Source organism: Acinetobacter sp. YH12126 (assembly GCF_013418745.1).
GTDB classification, from domain to species: domain Bacteria; phylum Pseudomonadota; class Gammaproteobacteria; order Pseudomonadales; family Moraxellaceae; genus Acinetobacter; species Acinetobacter amyesii.
This window is the reverse complement of record NZ_VPBM01000007.1, coordinates 144075-165750: the sequence shown is the minus strand read 5'-3', so window position 1 is coordinate 165750 and position 21676 is coordinate 144075. Positions and strand designations below refer to the sequence as shown.

General features: G+C 39.3%; 22 protein-coding genes and 1 pseudogene. 12 read left to right on the top strand and 11 right to left on the bottom strand.

Annotated elements, in window-relative coordinates:
* Positions 1 to 14: 14 nt before the first annotated feature.
* From FTU62_RS06765 to FTU62_RS06755, 3 genes and pseudogenes are all read right to left on the bottom strand, one after another.
* Positions 15 to 2954, bottom strand: coding sequence for an insulinase family protein (locus FTU62_RS06765; protein WP_180102245.1), 2940 nt, complete (start codon positions 2952 to 2954; stop codon positions 15 to 17).
* A 141-nt stretch (positions 2955 to 3095) separates the two neighbouring features.
* A pseudogene (locus FTU62_RS06760) lies at positions 3096 to 3863 on the bottom strand (hypothetical protein).
* Between the two features lie 173 nt (positions 3864 to 4036).
* Positions 4037 to 4486 (bottom strand): GNAT family N-acetyltransferase, encoded by a 450-nt coding sequence (locus FTU62_RS06755; protein WP_078188654.1) that lies wholly within the window; start codon positions 4484 to 4486, stop codon positions 4037 to 4039.
* Positions 4487 to 4763: 277 nt separating this feature from the next.
* Here FTU62_RS06755 and FTU62_RS06750 point away from each other — a divergent pair, with 277 nt between their 5' ends.
* The 3 genes from FTU62_RS06750 to FTU62_RS06740 are packed head-to-tail and all read left to right on the top strand — an operon-like array spanning position 4764 to position 6719.
* Positions 4764 to 5768 carry an adenosine kinase gene (locus FTU62_RS06750; protein ID WP_180102244.1) on the top strand — a complete coding sequence of 335 codons (1005 nt, stop codon included), beginning with the start codon at positions 4764 to 4766 and terminating at the stop codon, positions 5766 to 5768.
* Entirely contained in the window at positions 5768 to 6094 is a 327-nt protein-coding gene (locus FTU62_RS06745; protein WP_078188656.1) for a Rieske (2Fe-2S) protein, read from the top strand. The genes FTU62_RS06750 and FTU62_RS06745 overlap by 1 nt, the downstream gene beginning before the upstream one ends.
* Positions 6095 to 6110: 16 nt before the next feature.
* On the top strand, positions 6111 to 6719 hold the full coding sequence (locus FTU62_RS06740; RefSeq protein WP_168378601.1) for an OB-fold-containig protein: 609 nt from the start codon (positions 6111 to 6113) through the stop codon (positions 6717 to 6719).
* A gap of 97 nt (positions 6720 to 6816) precedes the next feature.
* Here FTU62_RS06740 and FTU62_RS06735 read toward each other — a convergent pair whose 3' ends face one another.
* The gene (locus tag FTU62_RS06735) at positions 6817 to 7443 is read right to left on the bottom strand and encodes a YidB family protein (RefSeq protein WP_180102243.1); all 627 of its coding nucleotides are present in this window, start codon (positions 7441 to 7443) and stop codon (positions 6817 to 6819) included.
* Between the two features lie 113 nt (positions 7444 to 7556).
* A complete protein-coding gene (locus FTU62_RS06730) occupies positions 7557 to 8027 on the bottom strand; it encodes a DUF6231 family protein (RefSeq protein WP_078188659.1) in 471 nt (156 codons plus the stop codon).
* 34 nt (positions 8028 to 8061) lie between these two features.
* Here FTU62_RS06730 and FTU62_RS06725 point away from each other — a divergent pair, with 34 nt between their 5' ends.
* Positions 8062 to 8931, top strand: coding sequence for a DUF2797 domain-containing protein (locus tag FTU62_RS06725; protein ID WP_078189198.1), 870 nt, complete (start codon positions 8062 to 8064; stop codon positions 8929 to 8931).
* Between the two features lie 76 nt (positions 8932 to 9007).
* Here the strand turns inward: FTU62_RS06725 and FTU62_RS06720 are convergent, their stop codons facing one another.
* The 4 genes from FTU62_RS06720 to FTU62_RS06705 form a co-directional block, all read right to left on the bottom strand.
* Positions 9008 to 9925 (bottom strand): alpha/beta fold hydrolase, encoded by a 918-nt coding sequence (locus FTU62_RS06720; RefSeq protein WP_373886330.1) that lies wholly within the window; start codon positions 9923 to 9925, stop codon positions 9008 to 9010.
* A 263-nt stretch (positions 9926 to 10188) separates the two neighbouring features.
* A complete protein-coding gene (locus tag FTU62_RS06715; protein ID WP_180102242.1) occupies positions 10189 to 12054 on the bottom strand; it encodes a SurA N-terminal domain-containing protein in 1866 nt (621 codons plus the stop codon).
* A 132-nt stretch (positions 12055 to 12186) separates the two neighbouring features.
* A complete protein-coding gene (locus FTU62_RS06710) occupies positions 12187 to 12459 on the bottom strand; it encodes an HU family DNA-binding protein (RefSeq protein ID WP_078188662.1) in 273 nt (90 codons plus the stop codon).
* Between the two features lie 165 nt (positions 12460 to 12624).
* Positions 12625 to 13095, bottom strand: coding sequence for a phasin family protein (locus FTU62_RS06705; RefSeq protein ID WP_180102241.1), 471 nt, complete (start codon positions 13093 to 13095; stop codon positions 12625 to 12627).
* A 205-nt stretch (positions 13096 to 13300) separates the two neighbouring features.
* On the opposite strand from FTU62_RS06705, the gene FTU62_RS06700 reads away from it, so the two are divergent.
* From FTU62_RS06700 to fdx, 8 genes are all read left to right on the top strand, one after another.
* Positions 13301 to 13948 carry a hypothetical protein gene (locus tag FTU62_RS06700; protein ID WP_078188664.1) on the top strand — a complete coding sequence of 216 codons (648 nt, stop codon included), beginning with the start codon at positions 13301 to 13303 and terminating at the stop codon, positions 13946 to 13948.
* Between the two features lie 112 nt (positions 13949 to 14060).
* The gene (locus FTU62_RS06695) at positions 14061 to 14534 is read left to right on the top strand and encodes an Rrf2 family transcriptional regulator (protein ID WP_078188665.1); all 474 of its coding nucleotides are present in this window, start codon (positions 14061 to 14063) and stop codon (positions 14532 to 14534) included.
* A gap of 1 nt (position 14535) precedes the next feature.
* Complete coding sequence (locus tag FTU62_RS06690; protein ID WP_078193480.1) at positions 14536 to 15753, top strand: IscS subfamily cysteine desulfurase; 1218 nt, start codon at positions 14536 to 14538, stop codon at positions 15751 to 15753.
* Positions 15754 to 15857: 104 nt separating this feature from the next.
* The gene (gene iscU, locus FTU62_RS06685; RefSeq protein WP_078188667.1) at positions 15858 to 16244 is read left to right on the top strand and encodes a Fe-S cluster assembly scaffold IscU; all 387 of its coding nucleotides are present in this window, start codon (positions 15858 to 15860) and stop codon (positions 16242 to 16244) included.
* Positions 16245 to 16281: 37 nt separating this feature from the next.
* On the top strand, positions 16282 to 16602 hold the full coding sequence (gene iscA, locus FTU62_RS06680) for an iron-sulfur cluster assembly protein IscA (RefSeq protein ID WP_078188668.1): 321 nt from the start codon (positions 16282 to 16284) through the stop codon (positions 16600 to 16602).
* Positions 16603 to 16706: 104 nt separating this feature from the next.
* Positions 16707 to 17222 carry a Fe-S protein assembly co-chaperone HscB gene (hscB, locus tag FTU62_RS06675; RefSeq protein WP_180102240.1) on the top strand — a complete coding sequence of 172 codons (516 nt, stop codon included), beginning with the start codon at positions 16707 to 16709 and terminating at the stop codon, positions 17220 to 17222.
* Between the two features lie 39 nt (positions 17223 to 17261).
* Positions 17262 to 19121 carry a Fe-S protein assembly chaperone HscA gene (gene hscA, locus FTU62_RS06670; RefSeq protein WP_180102239.1) on the top strand — a complete coding sequence of 620 codons (1860 nt, stop codon included), beginning with the start codon at positions 17262 to 17264 and terminating at the stop codon, positions 19119 to 19121.
* Positions 19122 to 19137: 16 nt separating this feature from the next.
* Positions 19138 to 19476 (top strand): ISC system 2Fe-2S type ferredoxin, encoded by a 339-nt coding sequence (fdx, locus tag FTU62_RS06665; protein WP_078188671.1) that lies wholly within the window; start codon positions 19138 to 19140, stop codon positions 19474 to 19476.
* Between the two features lie 173 nt (positions 19477 to 19649).
* Here fdx and FTU62_RS06660 read toward each other — a convergent pair whose 3' ends face one another.
* Positions 19650 to 21116 carry an adenylate/guanylate cyclase domain-containing protein gene (locus FTU62_RS06660; protein ID WP_180034814.1) on the bottom strand — a complete coding sequence of 489 codons (1467 nt, stop codon included), beginning with the start codon at positions 21114 to 21116 and terminating at the stop codon, positions 19650 to 19652.
* Positions 21117 to 21177: 61 nt separating this feature from the next.
* Positions 21178 to 21612 (bottom strand): HIT domain-containing protein, encoded by a 435-nt coding sequence (locus FTU62_RS06655; protein ID WP_067762788.1) that lies wholly within the window; start codon positions 21610 to 21612, stop codon positions 21178 to 21180.
* Between the last annotated feature and the right edge of the window lie 64 nt (positions 21613 to 21676).

The window sequence follows — 21676 nt, the reverse complement described above, 5'->3', positions numbered from 1 at the left end:
ACCCCTTTTTTGTTTTAATTCACTTGTTTTATTTCGAAACCAAGCTCAACCAAAGCATCTCGCTTAGCCACCGGTGCAACCACAGCTTTTGTCGGTTGTTGTTCAACCAAGTACGCCACAGCAACACGTTTTAGATCTTCCAAAGTCACATTCAAAAGACGTTCACGTAACATTTGACGGAAAGCTGGCGTGCGTTTATGCAATAAAGCATAACAAGCTGTAATGGCTTCACCCGCTGGTGACCCCGGTTTATCCATGCTGGCAATTAGACCCAAAATCGCTTCTTCTAGCTGATGAGGTTGTTGTTCAGAATTCAGTAGCCACTGCACACTTGCGTCAAAATCTTTAAACGTTTCAGCTAAACGTGGGTCACGGTAGCTATAGAAACGGAATGAACATGCATTGCCGTCATAGCTTGCTCCGCCACCATAAGCACCACCTTTTTCACGAATCGCACTATGCAAGAAGCCATTACGTAAATAAGCCGCCAAAATCATCAAAGGTGCTGCATCTGGATGCGACACTTCCACCGCAGGATATGCTGAAGCGCAGAACTGAACATTGGCTTGAATGAGCCAAGCTTCGTCATTGTTGCTATCTGCAAAATTCACTTGAGTTAAAGCATGTGGGTTATCATCAATCGCCACTTTATCCCAAATGGTTTGAACTTCCTCAACCAATCGGTCTGAATGATGTTCTTCACACACCACCAAGAATTGTTTTGGTGCTTTAAGCAAACGGTTATGAATTAACTTAAGCTCATCAATCAAGGCATTATAAGCCGTGTCGTCTTGCTCAATTTTGCTGACAAGTTCTGACAACCAGTTCAGCGCGCCTAGGCCTGTATTATGATAATCACGTAACGCCAATGCACTATGTTGACGACCTGCAATTTGCATTGCATAGCTATGACCAGAGCCAGAAACACGTGACTGCCAACGTGCTTTACGTTGTTGCAATAACTCTACGATACGGTTTTTCTCATCAAAACGTAGCTGTTCAAAAGCCAATTTCAATAAGCGAATAGCTTCAAGATTATTCACCAATGATTTAGTGGTTAGAGTCAGCCAAGCACTAATTTGACCTTTGTCGTCCACTTTTGAACGCAGCGATGCACCCATACCTAAACCGCCACTCACAGCTGTTTGCAACTGTTGTAGCTCTAAGTAGTCGTATTCACCTGCACCAACTTCACCCATCAAAATCGACAAGAGGTTGAAATACGGCGATTGCACCACTTCATCAGGAATCTGAATCAAAACTTGTTGGTAATAAAGACCATTGGTGCCTGCGTGGTAAAGATTTAAAGGTGTGTCCAATCCATTACTGATAATTTCGCGTAATTGACCTTGTACAATCTGTAATTGTGCGGGAACGTCTTCCAAACCTACTTTAGGCAATAGGTTCAAATCATCTGGGGTATCTTGACGAATGTTCAGTGCTTCAGTCTGCGCAATAATCTCTGCTTTTTGCGCTTCAGTTAAGTTTGCATCAATTTCTTTTAAACGTGCTTTTTCTGCTGCCGCTTCCAACGCATTTTTTTCAGCATCTGGAACCAAAGTTAATTGCACACGATGTTGATTATCTAGCAAGTATGTTTTGATTAAGTTAGATAACCACATTGGGTCTTTCAACTCTTCCTTCACTTGTTCAATGGCCGTATCCACATCCCAAACATCTACAGGGTCTGAATGGTGAATCGCACTGCTTAAACCATTCAGAATTAAGCTTAGGCCATATGGTGTGCCATCACCATTGATTTCACGCTGATGCAATTCAATCTGATGTAAAATCGCTTCAACTAAAGCCGGATCAACAGGCTTAGCCGCAACGTCTTCTAATACTTTAAACACGCCATTTTTAAATTGTTCTGCATACTCAGGGTTGGAACCTTGAATTGCACAGTAGAACGTCATTTCAAAGTTTGAGTCATCTACGCCCATAAATGGACCAGTAGACTGCGCATAACCACAGGTTTCTAAGTAATGACGTAATGGTGAAGCAGAATCTTCAAGCAATACACCCTCAACCAAACGCATACCTAAACGTAATTTGATATTACTTGCTTCTGGCAATAACCAAGAAAGCACATGATATGTTTTGTCTTTGAGGTCTTCAGCATCAACTGCATACGTTTCAGTTACAGTTACAGGCGCAGTTAAGCGGCGCTCAGGTTTTGAATATAGCGTTTGACCTTTTTCAAATTTTGACAAAGCAAGCGTTTCAAACTGTTCTTGTAAATTATATGCAGGCTCATTACCAAAGGTCATGAACACGGCATTACTTGGGTGATAATGTGATTTGTAGAAACTTACTAACTCTTCATAGCTTAAGTCAGGAATGTCTTTCGGATCACCGCCTGAGTTGTAATGATAAGTTGTTTCTGGGAATAAATGATGGGCAAGTTGGTGATACAACTGATCTGAAGGTGAACTCATTGCACCTTTCATTTCATTAAATACCACGCCTTTATATACCGCTTCGCCATTTTCTAGCTCAATACGAATCCCTTCTTGCGCAAAATCAAGCGGGTTCAAATTCGCAGCAAAAGCAGCATCCATATAAACTTCTAACAAGTTTTGGAAATCTTTTTTGTTTTGCGTTGCAAATGGATAAGCCGTCCAATCCGCTGCGGTAAACGCATTCATGAACGTATTGAGTGAACGGCGAATCATTAAAAAGAATGGGTCACGTACAGGGAACTTTTCTGAGCCACACAGTGCCGTATGCTCAAGAATATGCGCCTCACCTTTTGAATCCATCGGCTGTGTACGGAAGGCAACTAAAAATACGTTTTCGTCATGGTTTGTGGCTAAGTGATAATGCACTGCGCCAGTCACTTTGTGTTTATATTCAGACACTAAAATGTCTAAAGCTTCAACATGATGTTGACGAATCAACTGAAACGCGGGATGTACAGTTTGAGAAATGGTTTCAGTGACATCTACAGTCATGTGTGCTCCTAATCTATTCATTTAAATTAGGCAAAGTATACCTTAAAAAATCACAACTAGATTCACCGAAACAACATTTCCAACTGTTTTAATCAACTTGAACTTTAATTTTAAAAATCACTTGTTTTCGCACTAAAACATTTAGACTGGTTTTATGGATTGCCTATCATTTCGTGTTGACCAATAGACACAAATCACAATCGCCAATAACAATACAAAGGAAGCCATAAAGCGACTTAAATCCAATCCACCTGAACTGATTGGCTTATCTAGAAAATCGCCGACAACTGCGCCCAATGGACGTGTCAAAACAAAAGTAGCCCAAAATAAAATCGTCGTTGAGACCTGACTAAAAAAGTACAACAATGCCATCAAGATAATTAGACCACCAAATAGCCAAATGCCACCGCTATAGCCTAATCCTGCACTATCGGAAGTCCAGTCCCCCAAAGCCGTACCTAATGTTTGAGAAAATGTAATCGTCAACCAATAAAAGATCTGTGTTCGCGGCAAATTCACTACACTTGGATTGATCGATCCTTCGACTCGATACCAACTAAAAAGCGATATGAGCACCAAACTCAGCAACAGCAAACTACCACCCAAGTAGCCAATCCCTAAAGAACGATCTACAAAATCCGCTAAAGTCGTACCTACCGTTGTACTGGCAATAATCGTGGCCCACTATAAATAAGGTTTATAGGCTTTGGACTTTATTTGAAAATACAGCAAACTGATAAATATGCCTGCGAAAATAAAGGTACTGAGTAGATAGCCCAAATTTAAGGACATGGACAATGCATCACCACTGGTTTCACCAAAGGTGGTCGCAAAAATTTTGGTCAACCAAAACAGTGCGGTAATCTCAGGGACTTTTTTAACGTAGTCTTGTAGCTCATACACTTGCATATGCATCACTCTATGCAGTCATTTTGATGCTTATATCTTCGATAACTAAAATGAATTTTTGCTTAAAAATTTGCTTAAAATAAGGCGCTCTTTTTTAGAATTATCACAAGAAAAAAGCACCCGATATCGGATGCTTGATTTATAGTGTTTACTGTCTATTTTTGGATTTAAAACTAAACCAGATATTTGAAATAATTATAATTTGGATGGCTTTCAACATAGACATAATTCTGTTTTTGATAGAATTTTGCAGCATTTTTAAGTTCTGTATTTAAGCATAGTGCAGAAAAGTGTTTTTTTGCACCCTTTTCCAATTCCACCAGTAGCTGCTTACCCACGCCATGCTGACGGTACTGCGGATGCACATAGAAACGGCGAACTCGACCAATCCGTTCTTCTACACCAGTATCACCCCATTGCTGATTTAAACCGCCACAAGCAATCAATTTATCGCCATCATAAGCAAGCAATAATTGCTCACCCGTTTGGTCAAAACGATTTTTACCACTTTGATATTCTTCAATTAAACGGTGTATAAATGTATAGCCTTCATGCTGCGCCAAAGCAGCAATATTTTCGATTTGAGCAGGAAGTTGCTCTGCTGGACGAATCGTAATTTCCATATATTCACACTTTTAATCTGTTATCTATTTATGATGACCAAATCATCTTGATTCAGTCTGAACACCCTATAGCTCTATAAAAGTAAAAATTTTCGATTTGCACAATAGCAAAGCTGATTAAAACGGCAACTAATTCAAAAAAAATGTAAAAATATAATGGATTTGCCCGATTTTTATACACACCTGTCCTTTAATTGAATTTTCTTCAACAAACTACAGCATTCCTGAGCATTCGTGTAAACTTAGCACTTTCATTTTTTTGATGTGAACATACAACATGGCAACTGTTGACCTTTTTGCAATTGGTAATGCACTTATTGACCAAGAATTTAAAGTCTCTGACGAATTCCTAATTCAACACAATCTGCAAAAAGGTACGATGCAACTGACTGATGGCGATACTCAAGCAGCCCTTTATAACAATCTAAAAGCCACTCAAGAATATAAAGGTCAAGCTTCTGGTGGTTCTGCAGCAAATACAACGGTTGCTTTTAGTGCTTTAGGCGGAACTGCATTTTATGGTTGTCGTGTCGGCAATGATGACTTAGGTCAAATTTACCTAAATGGTTTAAACGACGCTGGCATCCAAACTGCAACTCAATCAATCAGTGAAGGTGTAACTGGCACATGTATGGTATTGGTCAGCCCTGATTCTGAACGTACGATGCATACTTACCTCGGTATTACTGCTGAATTAACTGATAGCCAAATTGATTTTAGCAACTTAAATACTGCGAAATGGTTATATATCGAAGGTTATCTTTCTACATCAGACAGCGCACGCCTAGCGGTAAAACAAGCACGTCAAATCGCCAAAGCCAATGGTGTACAAATTGCATTGACCTTATCTGATCCAGCAATGGTGCAATATGCACGTCAAGGTCTAGATGAGTTACTCGATGATGGCGTGGACTTATTGTTCTGTAACGAACAAGAAGCACTGATGTACACCGAAACAGATCATTTAGATGCTGCACTTGCTAAATTGCAATCACTCAGCAAACACATTGTCATTACATTAAGTGCCAAAGGCGCCTTAATCCATAATGAAGCAGCAACATTTACCGTGCCAGGTCGTAAAGTTACCGCAGTAGATACCAATGGTGCTGGTGATGCATTTGCTGGTGCTTTCTTGTATGCACTGAATGCAGGTCATGACTATCAAACGGCTGCTGAACTGGCCATCTTGATTTCAAGTGAAGTTGTGGCTCAGTTTGGTCCACGCCTAGCAGTTGAAGAATATGCTCAGCTTTTACAATCATTTCAAAAGGAATGTGCTTAATGTTTAAAATTTGCATGACGGATGATGTGCCTGAACGTGAAGCACGATCATTCGAAACGCCTGAAGGTGAAACGATTTTTATCACCCAACGTGATGGCATGTTTTACGCTTATCAAAATAACTGCCCACACTTGCACGTAGAACTTGAGTTTCTAGAAAATCAGTTTCTAGATCGTGACCAAGAATTTATTGAGTGCTCAACACATGGCGCCCTATTTATGGTCGAATCTGGGGAATGTATTTCTGGCCCATGCCAAGGTCAAGCCCTTGAAAAAGTGAACATTAACGTGCATTCTGATGGTGGAATCTACCTCACAGAAGAATAAACACTGGAATACAACCATGTCCGCATTTTTAACAGACTATAACTTAATACCCTTTCATTTAAGTTTATTAGCCGTACTGTTATTGGGCATGGTTGAAACCATTGGCTACTATATCAATATTAGTCCTAGCCAAGTTTTAAAAAGAATTGCCCCTCAGCGCATACAAGAGTTGGCATTATTGAATGTCAAATTTTCCAAGACTCTGATTTTGTTTTTCCTACTGATGAATTTTAGCTTTGCAGGCTATGTACTTCAATTCTGTATACATGCCAAAGAAGGTCAATTCGTTCCCGCTTATTATCTTATTTTACCTGCGTTGATTATTGCCATATTCTTTACGGTATTTATGATTCATTGTTTGGATCAGGTTGTCCCGCCCAAATATAAAAAACAAACCGTTAACCTACTGGGTCGTCTAGCCACCATTTCAAGTGGAAATGCCCGTCCCGGCTTTTCAGCTCAAGCGCGGGTGCGTGATGAGTTTGGTCAACTACATTATGTGCAAGTTGAGCCAGAGTTTGGTGAGTTAGAATTTCAGTCGAAAATCATTTTGATTCGTCAAAAAAAATCACACTATATTGGCAAAAAAATCAGTGTGTCGAACCGTCTATTTAATCCATCCTAGTGACAATCTAAGCGTCACATTGTTATCATTTTTCAAATCATAAAAAAGCCAGTGTTCACTGGCTTGTATTCAATCAAATACCTAAAGCGATATTTGATTAACGCTTCAGGAAACCTGAGACCAAATTCATCACTTGTTGAATATCAGCATTCGCTTCTTGCTGATTGGTTTGTCCAGCTTGTGGCGTCAATGAGTCAATAATTTGCGGCAATACCGTTGAAATTGCGCTATATACATCTTGTTTCTGAGTTTGTGTTTCTTGTGCAACTTGCTCCACTTCGGCATCATCAAATAAATTTTGTACTTGTTGATTAGTCACAGCAGCATTATCACCAGGGCCTGTAGATACCCAATCATCAACCTGACTGCTCAAGCCCTGTCCACGTAATTTATCCAAAGCACCTTGTAGGCCACCTTGTTTTTGAATCCAAGCCAGCACCAGAGGTAACACTGCTACTAAAATGGTTGAAGCATTGCCACCACTACTACGTTGCTGCGGCTGCGCTGCACCACCTAGTTGGCCCAACACAGAGCCAAGAATTCCAGCCAAACCACCCGCTTGGTTTTGAGCATTGTTTTGGGTATTTTGAGTGCCTGCATTTGCACCCAATTGACCCAGCACCGAACCTAAAATACCGCCCAAGCCACCTTGTTGATTTTGATTGTTTGCACCACCAAGGGCCTGCTTTGCTAAAATCTCAACAATATTATTTAAATTTGTCATTTTATTTTTCCCAGTGAAACCTAGATAAACTTAATTAAAGCATACGTGGGAAAAGACAAATTTTTCATAAATGTTTGTTAATTTTTTGCAATTTTTCACAGGCTAAGTATTTGTTACCAACGGAATTTATCCCAGTTTTCAGGATTTGCCCAAAATTTAGAGTTAAACCAATCTGGAATGTGTTTATAAGTCAAAATATTAAACTGCCATAAAGCAAAATCACTTTCATGCGTGGTTTTATCAATGAGCTGAGTAAAGCCTAAAGCACGTAATAATTGTTCATCGTGTAATTTACTCACCACTACGATGCGTTTAGCGAATAGGTCTCGTAATTTTACCAACATCTGCGTTTTCTGCTGCTGATCCAAACTCAACATGGTTTCAGTATCAAGAATCACAAATCCAAGGTCAAAACGCTGGGTAAAAGGCAGATTTAAAAACTCAGTTACGTTAAAATGTTGCCATTGAATTGGATGAAATTGATTGTATTGCTCAAGATCCTGACCAATACAGATTGCGGTTGAAATTGGCTGCTCTTTTGACAAATCGTCTAGCATAGAAGTGATGACATTTTGTTCAGCCATTGACCGCATCCTTAATAATGAAGTGAGTATTCGTATGGAACTACAAGGCATTTGCCATAAAATGCATGCAGGTCTTAAAGACCTTAGTGTAACTGATCAACATACACACAAGGCAAATGTTGAGTATAAATTTATTCTAGATCGCTCAGAAGTTGATCTACCATTTAGCCTTGGCCAAGAAATAGAAATCGAAGCCACGGGAAATATCTACTGCATTTCTTGCGGCGCAAAAACACCTAAATCGTATTCACAAGGTCATTGCTTCAAATGCATGAAAACTAAGGCTTCTTGTGATATGTGCATTATGAAGCCTGAAACCTGTCATTACCATCTCGGGACTTGCCGTGAAGATGATTTTGCCCATGAAGTTTGCTTTCAACCGCATATTGTCTATTTAGCCAATTCAAGTGCCTTAAAAGTGGGGATTACTCGACTTGGTCAAATGCCTACACGTTGGCTGGACCAAGGTGCGACGCAAGCTTTGCCTATTATGAAAGTTGGTTCACGTCGTCTATCTGGTCAGCTTGAAGTCATGTTTGGAACGCAAGTGGCCGATAAAACTGATTGGCGTAAATTACTCAAAGGTGAAGCAGAACCCATCAACCTGATCGAAATTCGCGACCAATTGGTGGAAGAATTTGCACCAAAAATTCAGACCATTCGTGAAGAATTTAGCCAAAATTTAGAGTTTAATGAAACTGTTGAACTGTTAGAAGATGAGTTGCCACGCCAATTTATCTACCCGGTAGATGAATATCCTGAAAAAATCAAATCGCATAATTTGGACAAAACACCAATTATTCGAGGAAAATTACAAGGGATTAAAGGTCAGTATCTGATTTTGGATACCGGTGTGATTAATATTCGAAAATACACGGGCTATGAAATTAAAGTACGTACTTAAATCAACTCAAAGTGTCTAATTAAGTTTAAAAAGCGAGAAATTTCTCGCTTTTTTACACCTATTTTACCGATTTTATTCATTGAACAGTTGAAAGAAACTTTAAATATGGCAACGCCATTAACTGCTCCGCTTCTAAGATAGGCATATGACCAACATGGTCTAATACCAGCGGTTTTTCGGCTTTTTTAAATAAGCTTTTCAATTCTTCTGCTACTTCAACATTGATAATCTGATCTTGCTTCCCCCAGATAATAAACACAGGTGTATCAATGCCTCGTGCAGCCAAAGCAAAGGACTCCGGCGTATACAAGGTGGCCATTTTTTGCAGTTGCTCCACCATTTTATTGGTTTGTTTAGACTGAACTATCATTAACTTTTCTTGCCCAATTTTTAATTCTTGTGGAATAAAAGGCGGGGATTGCATCACGATCTTCATCACGCGATCAAAATCACCAGTTTTTCTGACCACTAGCTCTGCAAGCTTTGCCGTATCTTTTAGATACGCTGTATTGCTCGACTTAAAGACACCTGCCGAATCCACCAACAATAAAGATTTCACTTCTAAGGGATACTGAGCGCTATATAGCATGGCAATTGCACCACCCATCGAATGCCCTGCGATATGTAAATTTGGATCTAACTTTGTAGCATCAATAAATCGTCGTAATTTCTCAGTTAAATTTGGAATCGATAGATCAAATTGATCTGCGACAATAGTTTCTCCATGTGCTGGCAGATCTGGAATAATGACATGATAATTGGGCGTTAAATAACGGGCAACGCGATTCCAATTATCACGCGTGCCTGACAAACCATGCAGCAACAACAGCGTCGGTTTTTGTGGATTTCCCCCTTCACTATATGTCCACTCGATTTCATTATTTTTGACTTTTTTACTAGTCAAGCCCGCCCAAGCTCTTTCCTGCTCTAGAACTTTTTGAAAGTTCAGTTCTGCAGCTTGAATACTACTCGCAACACAAATGGTTAATAGCATCAATATCATGTGCTTAAAATAATGATCTATCCATAGCAATAACGGGTTCTTTAAACGTTTAAATTGAGGCATATACATATATATCATCCGCTTAATCCTTGTCGTGATGAGTTATTTCTTCTTCATATTATTTTTTTGAGAACACCAATCTACGATGCTAGAGCCGATATTTCATTTGCCAAATCTTTTAAATAAAAATTATATCTGTCAATTTAAGTCAAAAAAAACCAGCTCAGAAGCTGGTTTTTTTAAAGCTGCCTTAATTATTTAATTTTGGCATGATCTTTTAGATAACGTGTGTAGTCATCAAATTCTTGCTGACCACGAAGCTGTTGGTAAAGTTTTTTTAACTCATCTAACTGCTCACCCGTTAATGCCGCATCAGATTGTTTGTTCACTGCAGTCACAGCAACCACAACCAACTCATTTGGTAGATTTGTGGTCGTAACAGACCAATGACCTGCTTTCGGCGCTTTTACACTAAATGCAGCACGTTGAATTTCGCGTTTCAACAAACCATCAGCACGAGTGAAAGTACCCGCATTTTCAAAGTTTAAATTGCCTTTCGCGACTGAAGCAGCAGGTTTTGCAGCAAACTCTTTCAATGTCGCTTGAATTTGGGCTTTTGCAGCATCAGACGCTTTCTTTTCAATCAGCTGAGTTTTCACATGCGCTTTCGCTTCAGCTAAGGTTTGAACACCTGCAGCATGATAGTTACGCACTTTTACCCAAACTACATCACCGTTTTTCAGCTGAATGCTAGATGAAACATTACGTTCACCATTTTTAACATCATCGTTAAACAATTTAACTTTGACGTTTGCATCACTTAAAACTTGATGTTGCGATGCTAATGTTAAGCCATTCAATGATTGTACTTTTACGCCTTTCACTTCTTGACCCACGACATCAAGGGCATCACTGCTCACAACCATATCATTGAGGCTGTTTACAGTGTCAGAAAAAACATTGGCTTTTTTCGAAGCAGCGACTTCTGCTTGTAGACGTGCCTTTTCCTGTTCAAATGAAGCCACTTTTACAGCTGGCGCCACTTTTTCGATCAAGTGATAACCACTATCTGTTTTTACTGGAGCAGTCACTTGACCAGCTTGAGCACCTTCAACTGCTGCATCAAATGCATCACCAAATACACCTTTTTCATAAGCAACCAGTTCACCACCTTTCGCTTTAGATTCAGGATCTTCAGAGAATTGCGCAGCAGCTTGGTTAAAGCTTAAACCCGCTTTAATTTTAGCTTGAACACTTTCAGCCAGTTTTTTAGCTTCGGCATCTGAACGATTGTCCGCAGTGATCATGATGTGCTTAACGATAGGTTTAACTGACTTCTGTGCATTCTCAACAAAGCTGTTATACGCTTCTTTCAGTTCAGCATCAGTTGCAGCTTCTACAGGTGCAGTTATATTGGCAGGTGTTAATACGACAAAATCTGCATCAACACTAGTTGCTTGCTTAAATTTGTTTTTATGCTGCTCATAATAAGCGGCAATTTCAGCATCAGATACTTTTACATTTTTCTTGTAATTTTCAAGATTAATGCTCGCCAACTGAATACTACGTTGTTCCGTTTGTAAGTTCGCAATTTGCAAGATATCAAGCTTACTCACCAATGCATATTCCATAAATGTTGTAGACAACATTTTTAAAGCATGGTCTTTACGTAAATTATCAATGAATGTGCGATTCGTCATACCAATCGATTCGAGGTATCGCGCAAACGCTTCATCAGAAAATTGACCATTAACTTGAAAGCTTGGCTGCTGATGAATCATTTGTACAATTTGTGCATCGCTCAAGCTAATGCCTAATTTATCAGCTTGTTGCAATAGCAATTGGCGTGAAACCAAAGTATCCATCGCTTTATTGCTAATGAAATTTTGATTCAATAATGTTTCATCACCCTGAGCATATGCCAGATATTGTTCTTTTAATGAGTTCGTCAGTGCTTCGAGTTCTTTTTGAGAAATTTCAGTACCGTTTACAATCTTTGCTGCATCTTTAGATCCACCACTAAAATATCCTTCAATACCTACAAGTGCTAAAGGGGTCAAAAACAAAACGAGCAAGACCTTGCCCAGCCAACCCTTAATGACTTTACGAAACGATTCCATAAGTATTCCAATATTTTATTTGCGGTGAATTTTAACCGAAAACCCGAGATGAATGAATGCGATATATCAATTAATCACATTTACCAATAAAAAACGCGCCAATTTATGGCGCGTCTCATGTGCTTAATAAGATTAAGCTACAGAATCTTTCAAGCCTTTACCCGCTTTGAAGCTAGGAACTTTGCTTGCTTTGATTTCTAAAGTCGCACCAGTTTGTGGGTTACGACCAGTACGTGCAGCGCGTTCTTTTACGCTGAATGTACCGAAACCAACTAAAGTAACTGTATCACCAGCTTTTAATGCATTGGTAACTGCAGCAATTGTAGCATCTAAAGCTTTACCGGCATCGGCCTTAGATAATCCCCCATTTTCGGCAATTGCATCAATTAATTCTGATTTATTCATGAAAATTACGTCCTCTTAATATCGTTTATTTAAGGTTCAAGAATTTGTATAAAACGCCATAACGCCTTTATAGCAATGCTTTAGGGTTAAACGCAATACTCCTCAACCTCTTTTTATAGAATTTTTTGACGAAAAAACCTTGAAAATTCGATAATATTAAAAAAGTTAGTATTTTTTTAATATTTCGGCCCTCAGTTGGGCATTCTCTTCGGCCAATTGGTCAACTTTAGTATGTAATTGAAGTATAAGCCTTTCTAAGTGCTGTAAATCCTTTACAGTCACCAATCCTAAACGGTTTAAAGAATGATTGACACCATTATCTAAAATTTTTTCTACTTTATCTTTCGTATCGGTTACAGATTCCTTGGCTTTTTCTGAAACTTTTTCGACAGTTTGATCTGCAATATCAATGGTTTTGGACTCAAGCTCCTCTCCAACTTTGACTAAAGAGTCAAAAAGCTTATTTCCCTCTCCCTCAGCACGTGAAAAAGCACCTAATCCAGCCAACCATATCTGTTTGGTATATTTACGAAAATCCATTTTAGAGCGACGATCAGAATGACTCCGTACCCGAGGTTTAGCCGGCTTTTCTGATGTTTCCTGTGCATCGTCAATTATGCTTTCTGTATTTTCCATAATCCGCACTTCTCCTGATTATTTTATGTGCACATCAACATGTGATTCTTCATTTTAACAACATAATAGCAAACATATACCTTGATAGATTGATTAAACTGTTCTACAAAGCTAGTGAATTACCAAATTTTTGGTATATTCTAAGTTCCTCTAGAGCAGGACGCTCAGTTTCCAGTGCTTTCAGATTTTAACAAGGACATTTTTTATGAGCGATACGCAACAAACACAAGCTCAACCACATTTGTTGCTTACTATGACCCTGATTGTTTTAGAAACGATTTTTACCTTCATTTTAAAACATGACCGTGTTGTAGCATTACAAGCTAAAAAATTTGTTGATCAAAAAGTCGCACTAAAAATAAATAGCTACATCCCTTATTTTGACTTTTATGTTCAGTTTACTGAGCACGGCATTCTGTTCGACACGAAATCTCCAGATAAAGCCATCGACCTTGATGTCCGTACGACATTAATGGATTTGGTAAAAATTTTTGTTTTTGGTAATCGCAAAAGCATCAAAACCATGCGTATCGATGGCGATGTAGTTTTAAAAGATGAATTTCGTGATTTGGTTTCTTTATTTAGTGTGCCGAAAATTTTATCTGACTGGAAACACTGGTTGTCTGAACCTGTCGAAGAAAACGATATCGTTGCATCTAAAAAACGTATTGCCCCACTTTTAGAAAAAATTGAACAGCAACGCTCTAAAATAAACACGCTACAAGTTGAAGTTAAACAATACAAAAACCGTATTAAGCGTATCGAACGTCGTCAAAAGCGGATTAATATCGCTTTTAGTCTAATATCTGTTCTTTTAATAACGTTATTAGTGTATAATGTGTGGTTCAAATAAATACATAATTTTTCAGACAAAATAAAACAAATAAACAATCTCAAAAAAACTTGACTATTTTAGTCAGGATTCATAAAATCTGCATATCTAGACTTAACATGTGTATCGAATCATGCGCTTAACAACTCGCGGTCGCTACGCAGTGACTGCTCTACTTGATCTAGCTTTGCAGCCAACTGAACAAACGATCACTCTTGCAGAAATTGCAGCTCGTCAAACCATTTCAGTGGCCTATCTTGAGCAGTTATTTGCAAAATTAAAGCGTCACGGCTTAGTTTCCAGCATCCGTGGAGCAAACGGAGGTTACCACCTTGCTCGTAGTGCTGAAGACATCACTGTTTTGGAAATTATTGAAGCTGTAAATGAAACAGTTGATGCAACCCGTTGTGACCACAAAGGCAACTGCCAAAATGGTGCAATGTGCTTGACTCACGATTTATGGCAGGAACTCTCCCACCACATTGCCGATTATCTTGCAAAAATCACCCTTGCTGACCTTGTAGCACGCGATAACGTTCAAACCGTATCTATTCGTCAAAATTCAGCAAACTTTGATTCAGCCCTTTTATCGGTTACAGGTATTTGACATGAAGCGTCCTATTTATCTTGACTATGCAGCAACTACACCTGTAGACCCTCAAGTCGCAGAACGTATGATGGAATGTCTAACGTTTGACGGTACTTTTGGTAATGCAGCTTCTCGTTCTCATGCTTACGGCTGGCAGGCAGAAGAAAAAGTAGAATATGCACGTGAACAAGTTGCTAATCTAGTAAAAGCTGATCCACGCGAAATCGTTTGGACATCTGGCGCAACTGAATCTGACAACCTTGCGCTTAAAGGTATTGCTCAGTTCTACGCATCTAAAGGCAAGCACATTATTACAAGTAAAATTGAACATAAAGCAATTCTTGATACTTGCCGCGAGCTTGAAGAAGAAGGCTTCGAAATTACTTATCTTGAGCCAGAAGCAAAAACAGGTTTAATCACACCTGAAATGGTTCAAGCAGCCCTTCGTCCAGATACAATTCTTGTATCTTTGATGATGGTGAACAATGAAATCGGTACAACTACAGATGTAGCTGCAATCGGTGAATTGACTCGTGCAAACAAAACTTATTTCCATGTAGATGCTGCGCAAGCTGCTGGTAAAGTAGAAATTGATCTTTCAACAATGAAAGTTGATTTGATGAGTTTCTCTGGCCACAAAATCTATGGTCCTAAAGGTATTGGTGCTCTTTATGTACGTCGTCAACCACGTGTACGTATTAAAGCGCAAATGCACGGTGGCGGTCATGAACGTGGTATGCGTTCAGGTACGCTAGCGACTCACCAAATCGTGGGTATGGGCGAAGCGTTCGAACTTGCAGGCAAAAACCTACATGCCGAACAAACTCGTATTCGTGTACTTCGTGACAAACTTTGGAATGGCTTGCAAGATCTTGAACAAGTCTTCCTGAACGGTCACCCAGAATACAACGTTGCAAACTATCTAAACGTCAGCTTTAACTTTGTTGAAGGTGAATCGTTAATGATGGCACTTAAAGATTGCGCAGTATCTTCTGGTTCTGCATGTACATCAGCAACCTTAGAACCATCCTATGTACTTCGTGCATTGGGTCTTTCAGACGAATTGGCCCACAGCTCGATTCGTTTCAGCTTTGGTAAATACACCACTGAAGCCGATATTGACCACGTACTTGAAATTACCAAAGCAGCAGTTGAAAAACTACGTGATCTTTCACCGCTTTGGGACATGTACAAAGAAGGTATCGACCTTAATTCTGTAGAATGGGCTGAACACTAATTCATCCCGGTGAGATAGCTTTTATTTTAAGGCTATCTCATTGATTAACGTAATTTCACCCCCATATTAATCTTAAGGCTGACCCCGAGGTTTGGAGAAGCATCATGGCTTATAGCGAAAAAGTAATTGATCATTACGAAAACCCTCGTAATGTTGGTGTTTTAGACAAAAATGCAGAAAACGTTGGTACAGGTATGGTCGGTGCACCAGCTTGTGGCGATGTTATGCGTCTACAGATCCAAGTTGATGACAACGGCGTAATTGAAGAAGCTCGCTTCAAAACTTACGGTTGTGGTTCAGCAATTGCATCTAGCTCATTAGTAACAGAGTGGCTAAAAGGCAAAACTCTTGATGAAGCTCAAGCAATTAAGAACATTGATATTGCAACTGAACTTGCACTTCCACCAGTAAAAGTACACTGCTCTGTACTTGCTGAAGATGCAATCAAAGCTGCTGTAGAAGACTACCGTAGCAAGAAAGTAAAAGCTTAATTGTTTACGTGTTTTAAAAAAGATTAACGGAGTTTTCATGATTCATTTAACTGAAAATGCTGCAACTCATATCAGCAATTACATCAAGAATCGCGGTAAGGGTGAAGGTATTCGCGTTGGCGTGAAAACTTCTGGCTGTTCTGGTTTAGCTTATGTACTTGAGTTTGTCGATGATATTGACACGCATGACCAAGTATTCGATCAGTTTGGCGTAAAAGTATTCGTTGATCCAAAAAGCTTAGTTTATCTTGAAGGTATGGAGATGGACTATGTGAAAAATGGCTTAAACGAAGGTTTTGAATTTAATAACCCAAATAAAAAAGGCGAATGTGGCTGCGGCGAATCGTTTACGGTTTAAGCCATTTCCACGCTCCTTTTTCGCATTAAAACAGTGTAAAATTCACTGTTTTAATTGCATTTAAAGCAACACTTTTTGCACCTCTATTGCGGACACCATCTCCCATGAATCATTTTGAGTTGTTTAACTTACCTGTAGCACTCGATATTGATTTAGCAGTTTTAAAAGCTGAATTTTTAAAGTTGCAGCAACAATATCATCCAGATAAAGCCGAAGACAAAGATCTAGCCCTGATAAAATCTAGTGAGATTAATCAAGCATTTAAAGCTTTATCCAATGTTGATAGCCGCGCTGCATATCTTTTAAGTCTCAAAAAACAAGATTATCACCTTGATCAATCGATTAGTGATTTTGAGTTCCTACAAGATGCCTTAGAAATTCGTGAACAGTTAGATGAGGCAGGCTCTGCTAATGACCTCACTTCACTTAAAACTGAAGTTCAGCAATGGATTGACGGTTTGGTTCGTGAATTTAAAATTGATTATGACGACGAAGACTGGGCTGAAGCACGTGATACCGTACGTAAATTACGCTTCTTCCAAAAAGTAATGGCTGACATCGATAAAGCTGAAGATCGCTTCTTAGACGACGATAGCTTTGATTTAGACGATGATTTTTAATTTATTTTTTATATTTGACGTTCAAAGGATGTAACACACATGGCTCTCTTGCAAATTGCAGAACCTGGTCAATCAAGTGCGCCGCATGAACACCGCATCGCAATTGGTATCGATCTTGGGACTACACACTCTTTAGTAGCCACGGTACTTTCTAGTAAAGCGAAAGTGCTTAACGATGAACATGGTCGTGTGTTACTCCCTTCTATTGCACACTATGGCGAATCCACTACGCAATATGGTGACGACGCAAAGGCATTCTTAACGACTGATCCTAAAAACACCATCGTTTCTGTAAAACGCTTTATGGGTCGCTCTAAAGCAGATATTAAATTCCAACACCCGTACAACTTAGTCGGTGAAGGGAATGAAATGCCTGCTTTTGAAACTGCACAAGGTCGCAAAACACCCGTTGAAATTTCGGCTGAAATTTTAAAACAACTCAAAGACCGTGCAGAAAGCAGCTTAAATAATCCAGTAAATGGTGCCGTCATTACTGTGCCTGCCTATTTTGATGAAGCACAGCGTCAAGCAACGCGTGATGCGGCTCAGCTTGCAGGTTTAAATGTACTACGTCTATTAAATGAACCGACTGCTGCTGCAGTGGCTTATGGCTTAGACCAAGACACCAATCTTGCACATGATCAAAACTATGTGATCTATGATCTGGGTGGTGGTACTTTTGACGTTTCAATTTTACGTTTCTCTCAAGGCGTTTTTGAAGTTCTAGCAACGGGTGGCCACACGGCGCTTGGTGGTGATGACTTAGACCGTCTGATTGTAAAATGGGTGAAAAAACAACTGAATATTGAAACTTTAGATGATGCTGAATATGCCCATTTCATCGTTTCTGCTCGTAAAGCAAAAGAAGCTCTAACCGAGGCTGAATCTGTAGAGCTTAAAGTTCTTGATCAATCATTGACTTTAGACCGCCCTACTTTTGAATCAATCATTAAAGTTGCTTTGGATAAAACCATCAGCGTTTGTAAACGTGTCATGCGTGATGCCAAGCTTGAGCTTAGCGATATTCAAAATGTGGTATTGGTCGGTGGTTCTACTCGCTCGTATGCTGTACAAAAAGCTGTTCGAGATGTCTTCAATCAAGAACCGCTCTGCACTATTAACCCTGATGAAGTTGTGGCCATTGGCGCGTCGATTACAGCGAACCAGCTTATTGGTAACTCTAAAGATGGTTCATTGCTTTTAGACGTCACACCGCTTTCTTTAGGTTTAGAAACCATGGGCGGTTTGGTTGAGCGCCTTATTTCGCGTAATACAGCTATTCCAGTGGCTCGTCGCCAAGAATTCACAACCTATCAAGATGGTCAAACAGCGATGTTGATTCATGTTGTACAAGGTGAACGTGATCTGGTTGAACATTGCCGTAGTCTAGGTCGTTTCGTGCTTCGTGGTATTCCACCGATGACTGCGGGTCAAGCGCGCATTGAAGTGACTTTCCAAGTTGACGCAGATGGTTTACTCACGGTGTCTGCCAAAGAAACCACTTCTGGTGTGCATACCCAAATTGACATCAAACCTTCTTATGGTTTATCTGATGCCGACACTGAACGCTTACTGATTGATGGTTATAAGTTTGCTGAAGAAGACAAAAACTTACGTCATCTTCAAGAAACCAAGGTTGAAGCAAAACGTGAACTTGAAGCACTTGATCAAGCACTTAAAGTGGATGCTCAACTCCTCAGCCAAGAGCAACACAGTTCCCTCACTGCTGCACGCAGTGTTTTAGATGCTGCACTTGAAACGACAGATATCAAAGCTATTGAACATGCTGTAGAACAGCTTAAAATACATAGCGATGCATTTGCTGCAGCTCGTATGAATCAGCACATTGATGCCGCACTGAAAGGCACAAAACTCGATGACTGGTCAAACTCAAATTAATTTATAGGTCAAGATTATGCCACGTATTAAAGTACTGCCTCACGCAACAATCTGCCCAAACGGCGCTGAGTTTGAAGTCGAAGCAAATGCTAACCTTTGCGAAAGCATGTTAAAAAACGGCATCAAAATTGAACATGCATGCGACATGTCTAAAGCATGCACCACTTGCCATGTGGTTGTACGTAAAGGTTTTGATGGTCTAGATGAAATGGATGATGTCGAAGCAGATCTTCTCGATCGTGCTTGGGGATTAGAACCAGACTCTCGTCTATCATGCCAAGTAAAAATTGAAGATGAAGATTTGGAAATTGAAATTCCTAAATACACCATCAACCATGCTTCAGAAAATCATTAATTTATAGAATATTTTCTATAATCAAAAAGCCAGTTCATCGTCACTGGCTTTTTTATGCATAAATAAATTCAACATTTCAAAAAATATGCCGCTTTGATATAAGAATGAATTGAGTTATTTTTACAATTTAAGGCAATACGATTAGATCTAATTTTTATAATGTACATGTGAAATTAAGAGTGAGATTCAGTTTTTTTGACTTCTTCGATCACTTCGTCTTCTAAATTCAGTTTAACAATACCAGCAGAGTTGGTCATTTTTTGCTGAGTTTGTAAGCGTTGTATCATACGTTCTAAAACATGTATTAGTTCAGGATATTCAAAGTTTTGTACTTCATCTAAGTTCAACAATAGATTAAAGCCTTTATATTCGTAGTCGAACCAACGCTGATAATCTGTTTTCTGTGAGGTGTATTTTTCCATCACTTGCCAAGTACGTACTGGGCCTTTGATACCTTTTAAGAAGATCGGTGCTTTAGGTGCACATAAATAGTCATTTTTCACTAAATGATGCGTATCGTCTGAAATCAAAATTTCATCGACTTCGGCCGCACTTTGCAATCGTGCAGCCAAATTCGCATCACGACCCACGATGGTATATGCCATACGGTGAGCTGCACCATAGTTCCCAACGTGGCAATACCCTGTAGAAATACCCATACGAATGTGTAGCGGCGGATAACCCATTTTAATCCAGCGTTCACGTAGCAACTTCATTTGCTGACGCATGACCATTGCCATCTCTAAACAGGTTTTTGCATCCTGCTCTACGCCTTGGCTATGTGGATCACCAAAGAAGATTAGAATTGCATCCCCCATAAATTTATCGACAGTCGCTTCATACTGTTTGGCAATCTCAGTCATATGACTCAAATAGTCATTGAGTAGAAATGCTAAATCATCTGGGATTAATGTTTCAGAAAGTTCTGTGAACCCTTGGATATCTGAAAAGAAAATCGTGAGTTTTTTACGTTTATATTCGATTTTAGCCTCAGACTCACCTTTCATAATCGATTGCCAAAGCTGCATTGGCGCATAACGACTCAATTGATTGGCGAATTCCATATAACGATTCATCTGATCATAATAATGGTTCTTTTTATTGCTTAAAGACTGAACTTGGGTGTGTTGATAAAATGTCCCCACACTGAAATACGTAATAAGACACAAAAAACCTAGAACGGTTAACTCACTGCTGGTTGACTCAAAATATTCTTGAAAACCAAAGATATAAATATTACATAAATAAAATACAGTGACGCCTACAATTCCTGCCAAGGACATCATTAAGAAATTAATTTTGTTATAAATGGTTGTATATAGCAGCGCAAAGACCGCAAGAAAGGTTAAAACGAGGCTTAAATGTACTGCAGACATTAGTACAGCAATAACGATGATATCGATCAGAAAAAGCACATTACGCTTAACTTGATTGCTATATCTATAAATTAACCAATGAGAAAACTTAGGAACAACTAAAATCAGAAAAAATAAAAATGCAGGAATATAGATTTGATATTGCGTATCTGGCTGAGTGTAATGATAGACAACAATCACCAAAGACAGCATGATATATCCCATCAAACGATGAAAATATTCAAACTGTTTGGGCTCTTTGCTGATTAAATTGTCTAACGGCACTCGATCGCCCCCATACGGACACTCATTCTTCTACTATCCTGATATTGTCCGTAAATCGGGATTAGTCCATACGCCAATCAAAAGGCATATCGCCTTGACCACGTAGTGCAAGCATCAGTGTTTGGCGCATGTGTGCCAAGACATCATTGTTATAAGGAACTGCTGGCGTACCCCAAACTGGTTTCGGCCAGGCCACATCATTTTGATAACGTACAACATGATGAAAATGTAATTGTGGAACCATATTACCCAATGCAGCTACATTCATTTTGTCTGCACGGAATACACGTGACAATTGGCTTGATAACCAGCTTGATTCACGTAAAAACTGCTCTTGGTCTGCCTGACTTAATTCATAAAGCTCTGTAATTCCCGGAACACGTGGAATCAAAATAAGCCACGGGAATTGCATATCATTCATCAAACGACATGTTGACAAAGGAAAGTCGCCTACATAAAACGTATCTTGAGCAAGTTGTGGATGTAAACTAAACATATCTTTATAAATGATGCAAAATTAGAATGATGGCTAATACTATCACATCCTTATGGGTGTGAAT

Excerpts from the sequence above, each read along its gene's own strand:
- FTU62_RS06765 (WP_180102245.1), bottom strand. The coding sequence starts at position 2,954 with ATGACTGTAGATGTCACTGAAACCATTTCTCAAACTGTACATCCCGCG.
- FTU62_RS06755 (WP_078188654.1), bottom strand. The coding sequence starts at position 4,486 with ATGGAAATTACGATTCGTCCAGCAGAGCAACTTCCTGCTCAAATCGAA.
- FTU62_RS06750 (WP_180102244.1), top strand. The coding sequence starts at position 4,764 with ATGGCAACTGTTGACCTTTTTGCAATTGGTAATGCACTTATTGACCAA.
- FTU62_RS06745 (WP_078188656.1), top strand. The coding sequence starts at position 5,768 with ATGTTTAAAATTTGCATGACGGATGATGTGCCTGAACGTGAAGCACGA.
- FTU62_RS06740 (WP_168378601.1), top strand. The coding sequence starts at position 6,111 with ATGTCCGCATTTTTAACAGACTATAACTTAATACCCTTTCATTTAAGT.
- FTU62_RS06735 (WP_180102243.1), bottom strand. The coding sequence starts at position 7,443 with ATGACAAATTTAAATAATATTGTTGAGATTTTAGCAAAGCAGGCCCTT.
- FTU62_RS06730 (WP_078188659.1), bottom strand. The coding sequence starts at position 8,027 with ATGGCTGAACAAAATGTCATCACTTCTATGCTAGACGATTTGTCAAAA.
- FTU62_RS06725 (WP_078189198.1), top strand. The coding sequence starts at position 8,062 with ATGGAACTACAAGGCATTTGCCATAAAATGCATGCAGGTCTTAAAGAC.
- FTU62_RS06720 (WP_373886330.1), bottom strand. The coding sequence starts at position 9,925 with ATGCTATTAACCATTTGTGTTGCGAGTAGTATTCAAGCTGCAGAACTG.
- FTU62_RS06715 (WP_180102242.1), bottom strand. The coding sequence starts at position 12,054 with ATGGAATCGTTTCGTAAAGTCATTAAGGGTTGGCTGGGCAAGGTCTTG.
- FTU62_RS06710 (WP_078188662.1), bottom strand. The coding sequence starts at position 12,459 with ATGAATAAATCAGAATTAATTGATGCAATTGCCGAAAATGGGGGATTA.
- FTU62_RS06705 (WP_180102241.1), bottom strand. The coding sequence starts at position 13,095 with ATGGAAAATACAGAAAGCATAATTGACGATGCACAGGAAACATCAGAA.
- FTU62_RS06700 (WP_078188664.1), top strand. The coding sequence starts at position 13,301 with ATGAGCGATACGCAACAAACACAAGCTCAACCACATTTGTTGCTTACT.
- FTU62_RS06695 (WP_078188665.1), top strand. The coding sequence starts at position 14,061 with ATGCGCTTAACAACTCGCGGTCGCTACGCAGTGACTGCTCTACTTGAT.
- FTU62_RS06690 (WP_078193480.1), top strand. The coding sequence starts at position 14,536 with ATGAAGCGTCCTATTTATCTTGACTATGCAGCAACTACACCTGTAGAC.
- iscU (WP_078188667.1), top strand. The coding sequence starts at position 15,858 with ATGGCTTATAGCGAAAAAGTAATTGATCATTACGAAAACCCTCGTAAT.
- iscA (WP_078188668.1), top strand. The coding sequence starts at position 16,282 with ATGATTCATTTAACTGAAAATGCTGCAACTCATATCAGCAATTACATC.
- hscB (WP_180102240.1), top strand. The coding sequence starts at position 16,707 with ATGAATCATTTTGAGTTGTTTAACTTACCTGTAGCACTCGATATTGAT.
- hscA (WP_180102239.1), top strand. The coding sequence starts at position 17,262 with ATGGCTCTCTTGCAAATTGCAGAACCTGGTCAATCAAGTGCGCCGCAT.
- fdx (WP_078188671.1), top strand. The coding sequence starts at position 19,138 with ATGCCACGTATTAAAGTACTGCCTCACGCAACAATCTGCCCAAACGGC.
- FTU62_RS06655 (WP_067762788.1), bottom strand. The coding sequence starts at position 21,612 with ATGTTTAGTTTACATCCACAACTTGCTCAAGATACGTTTTATGTAGGC.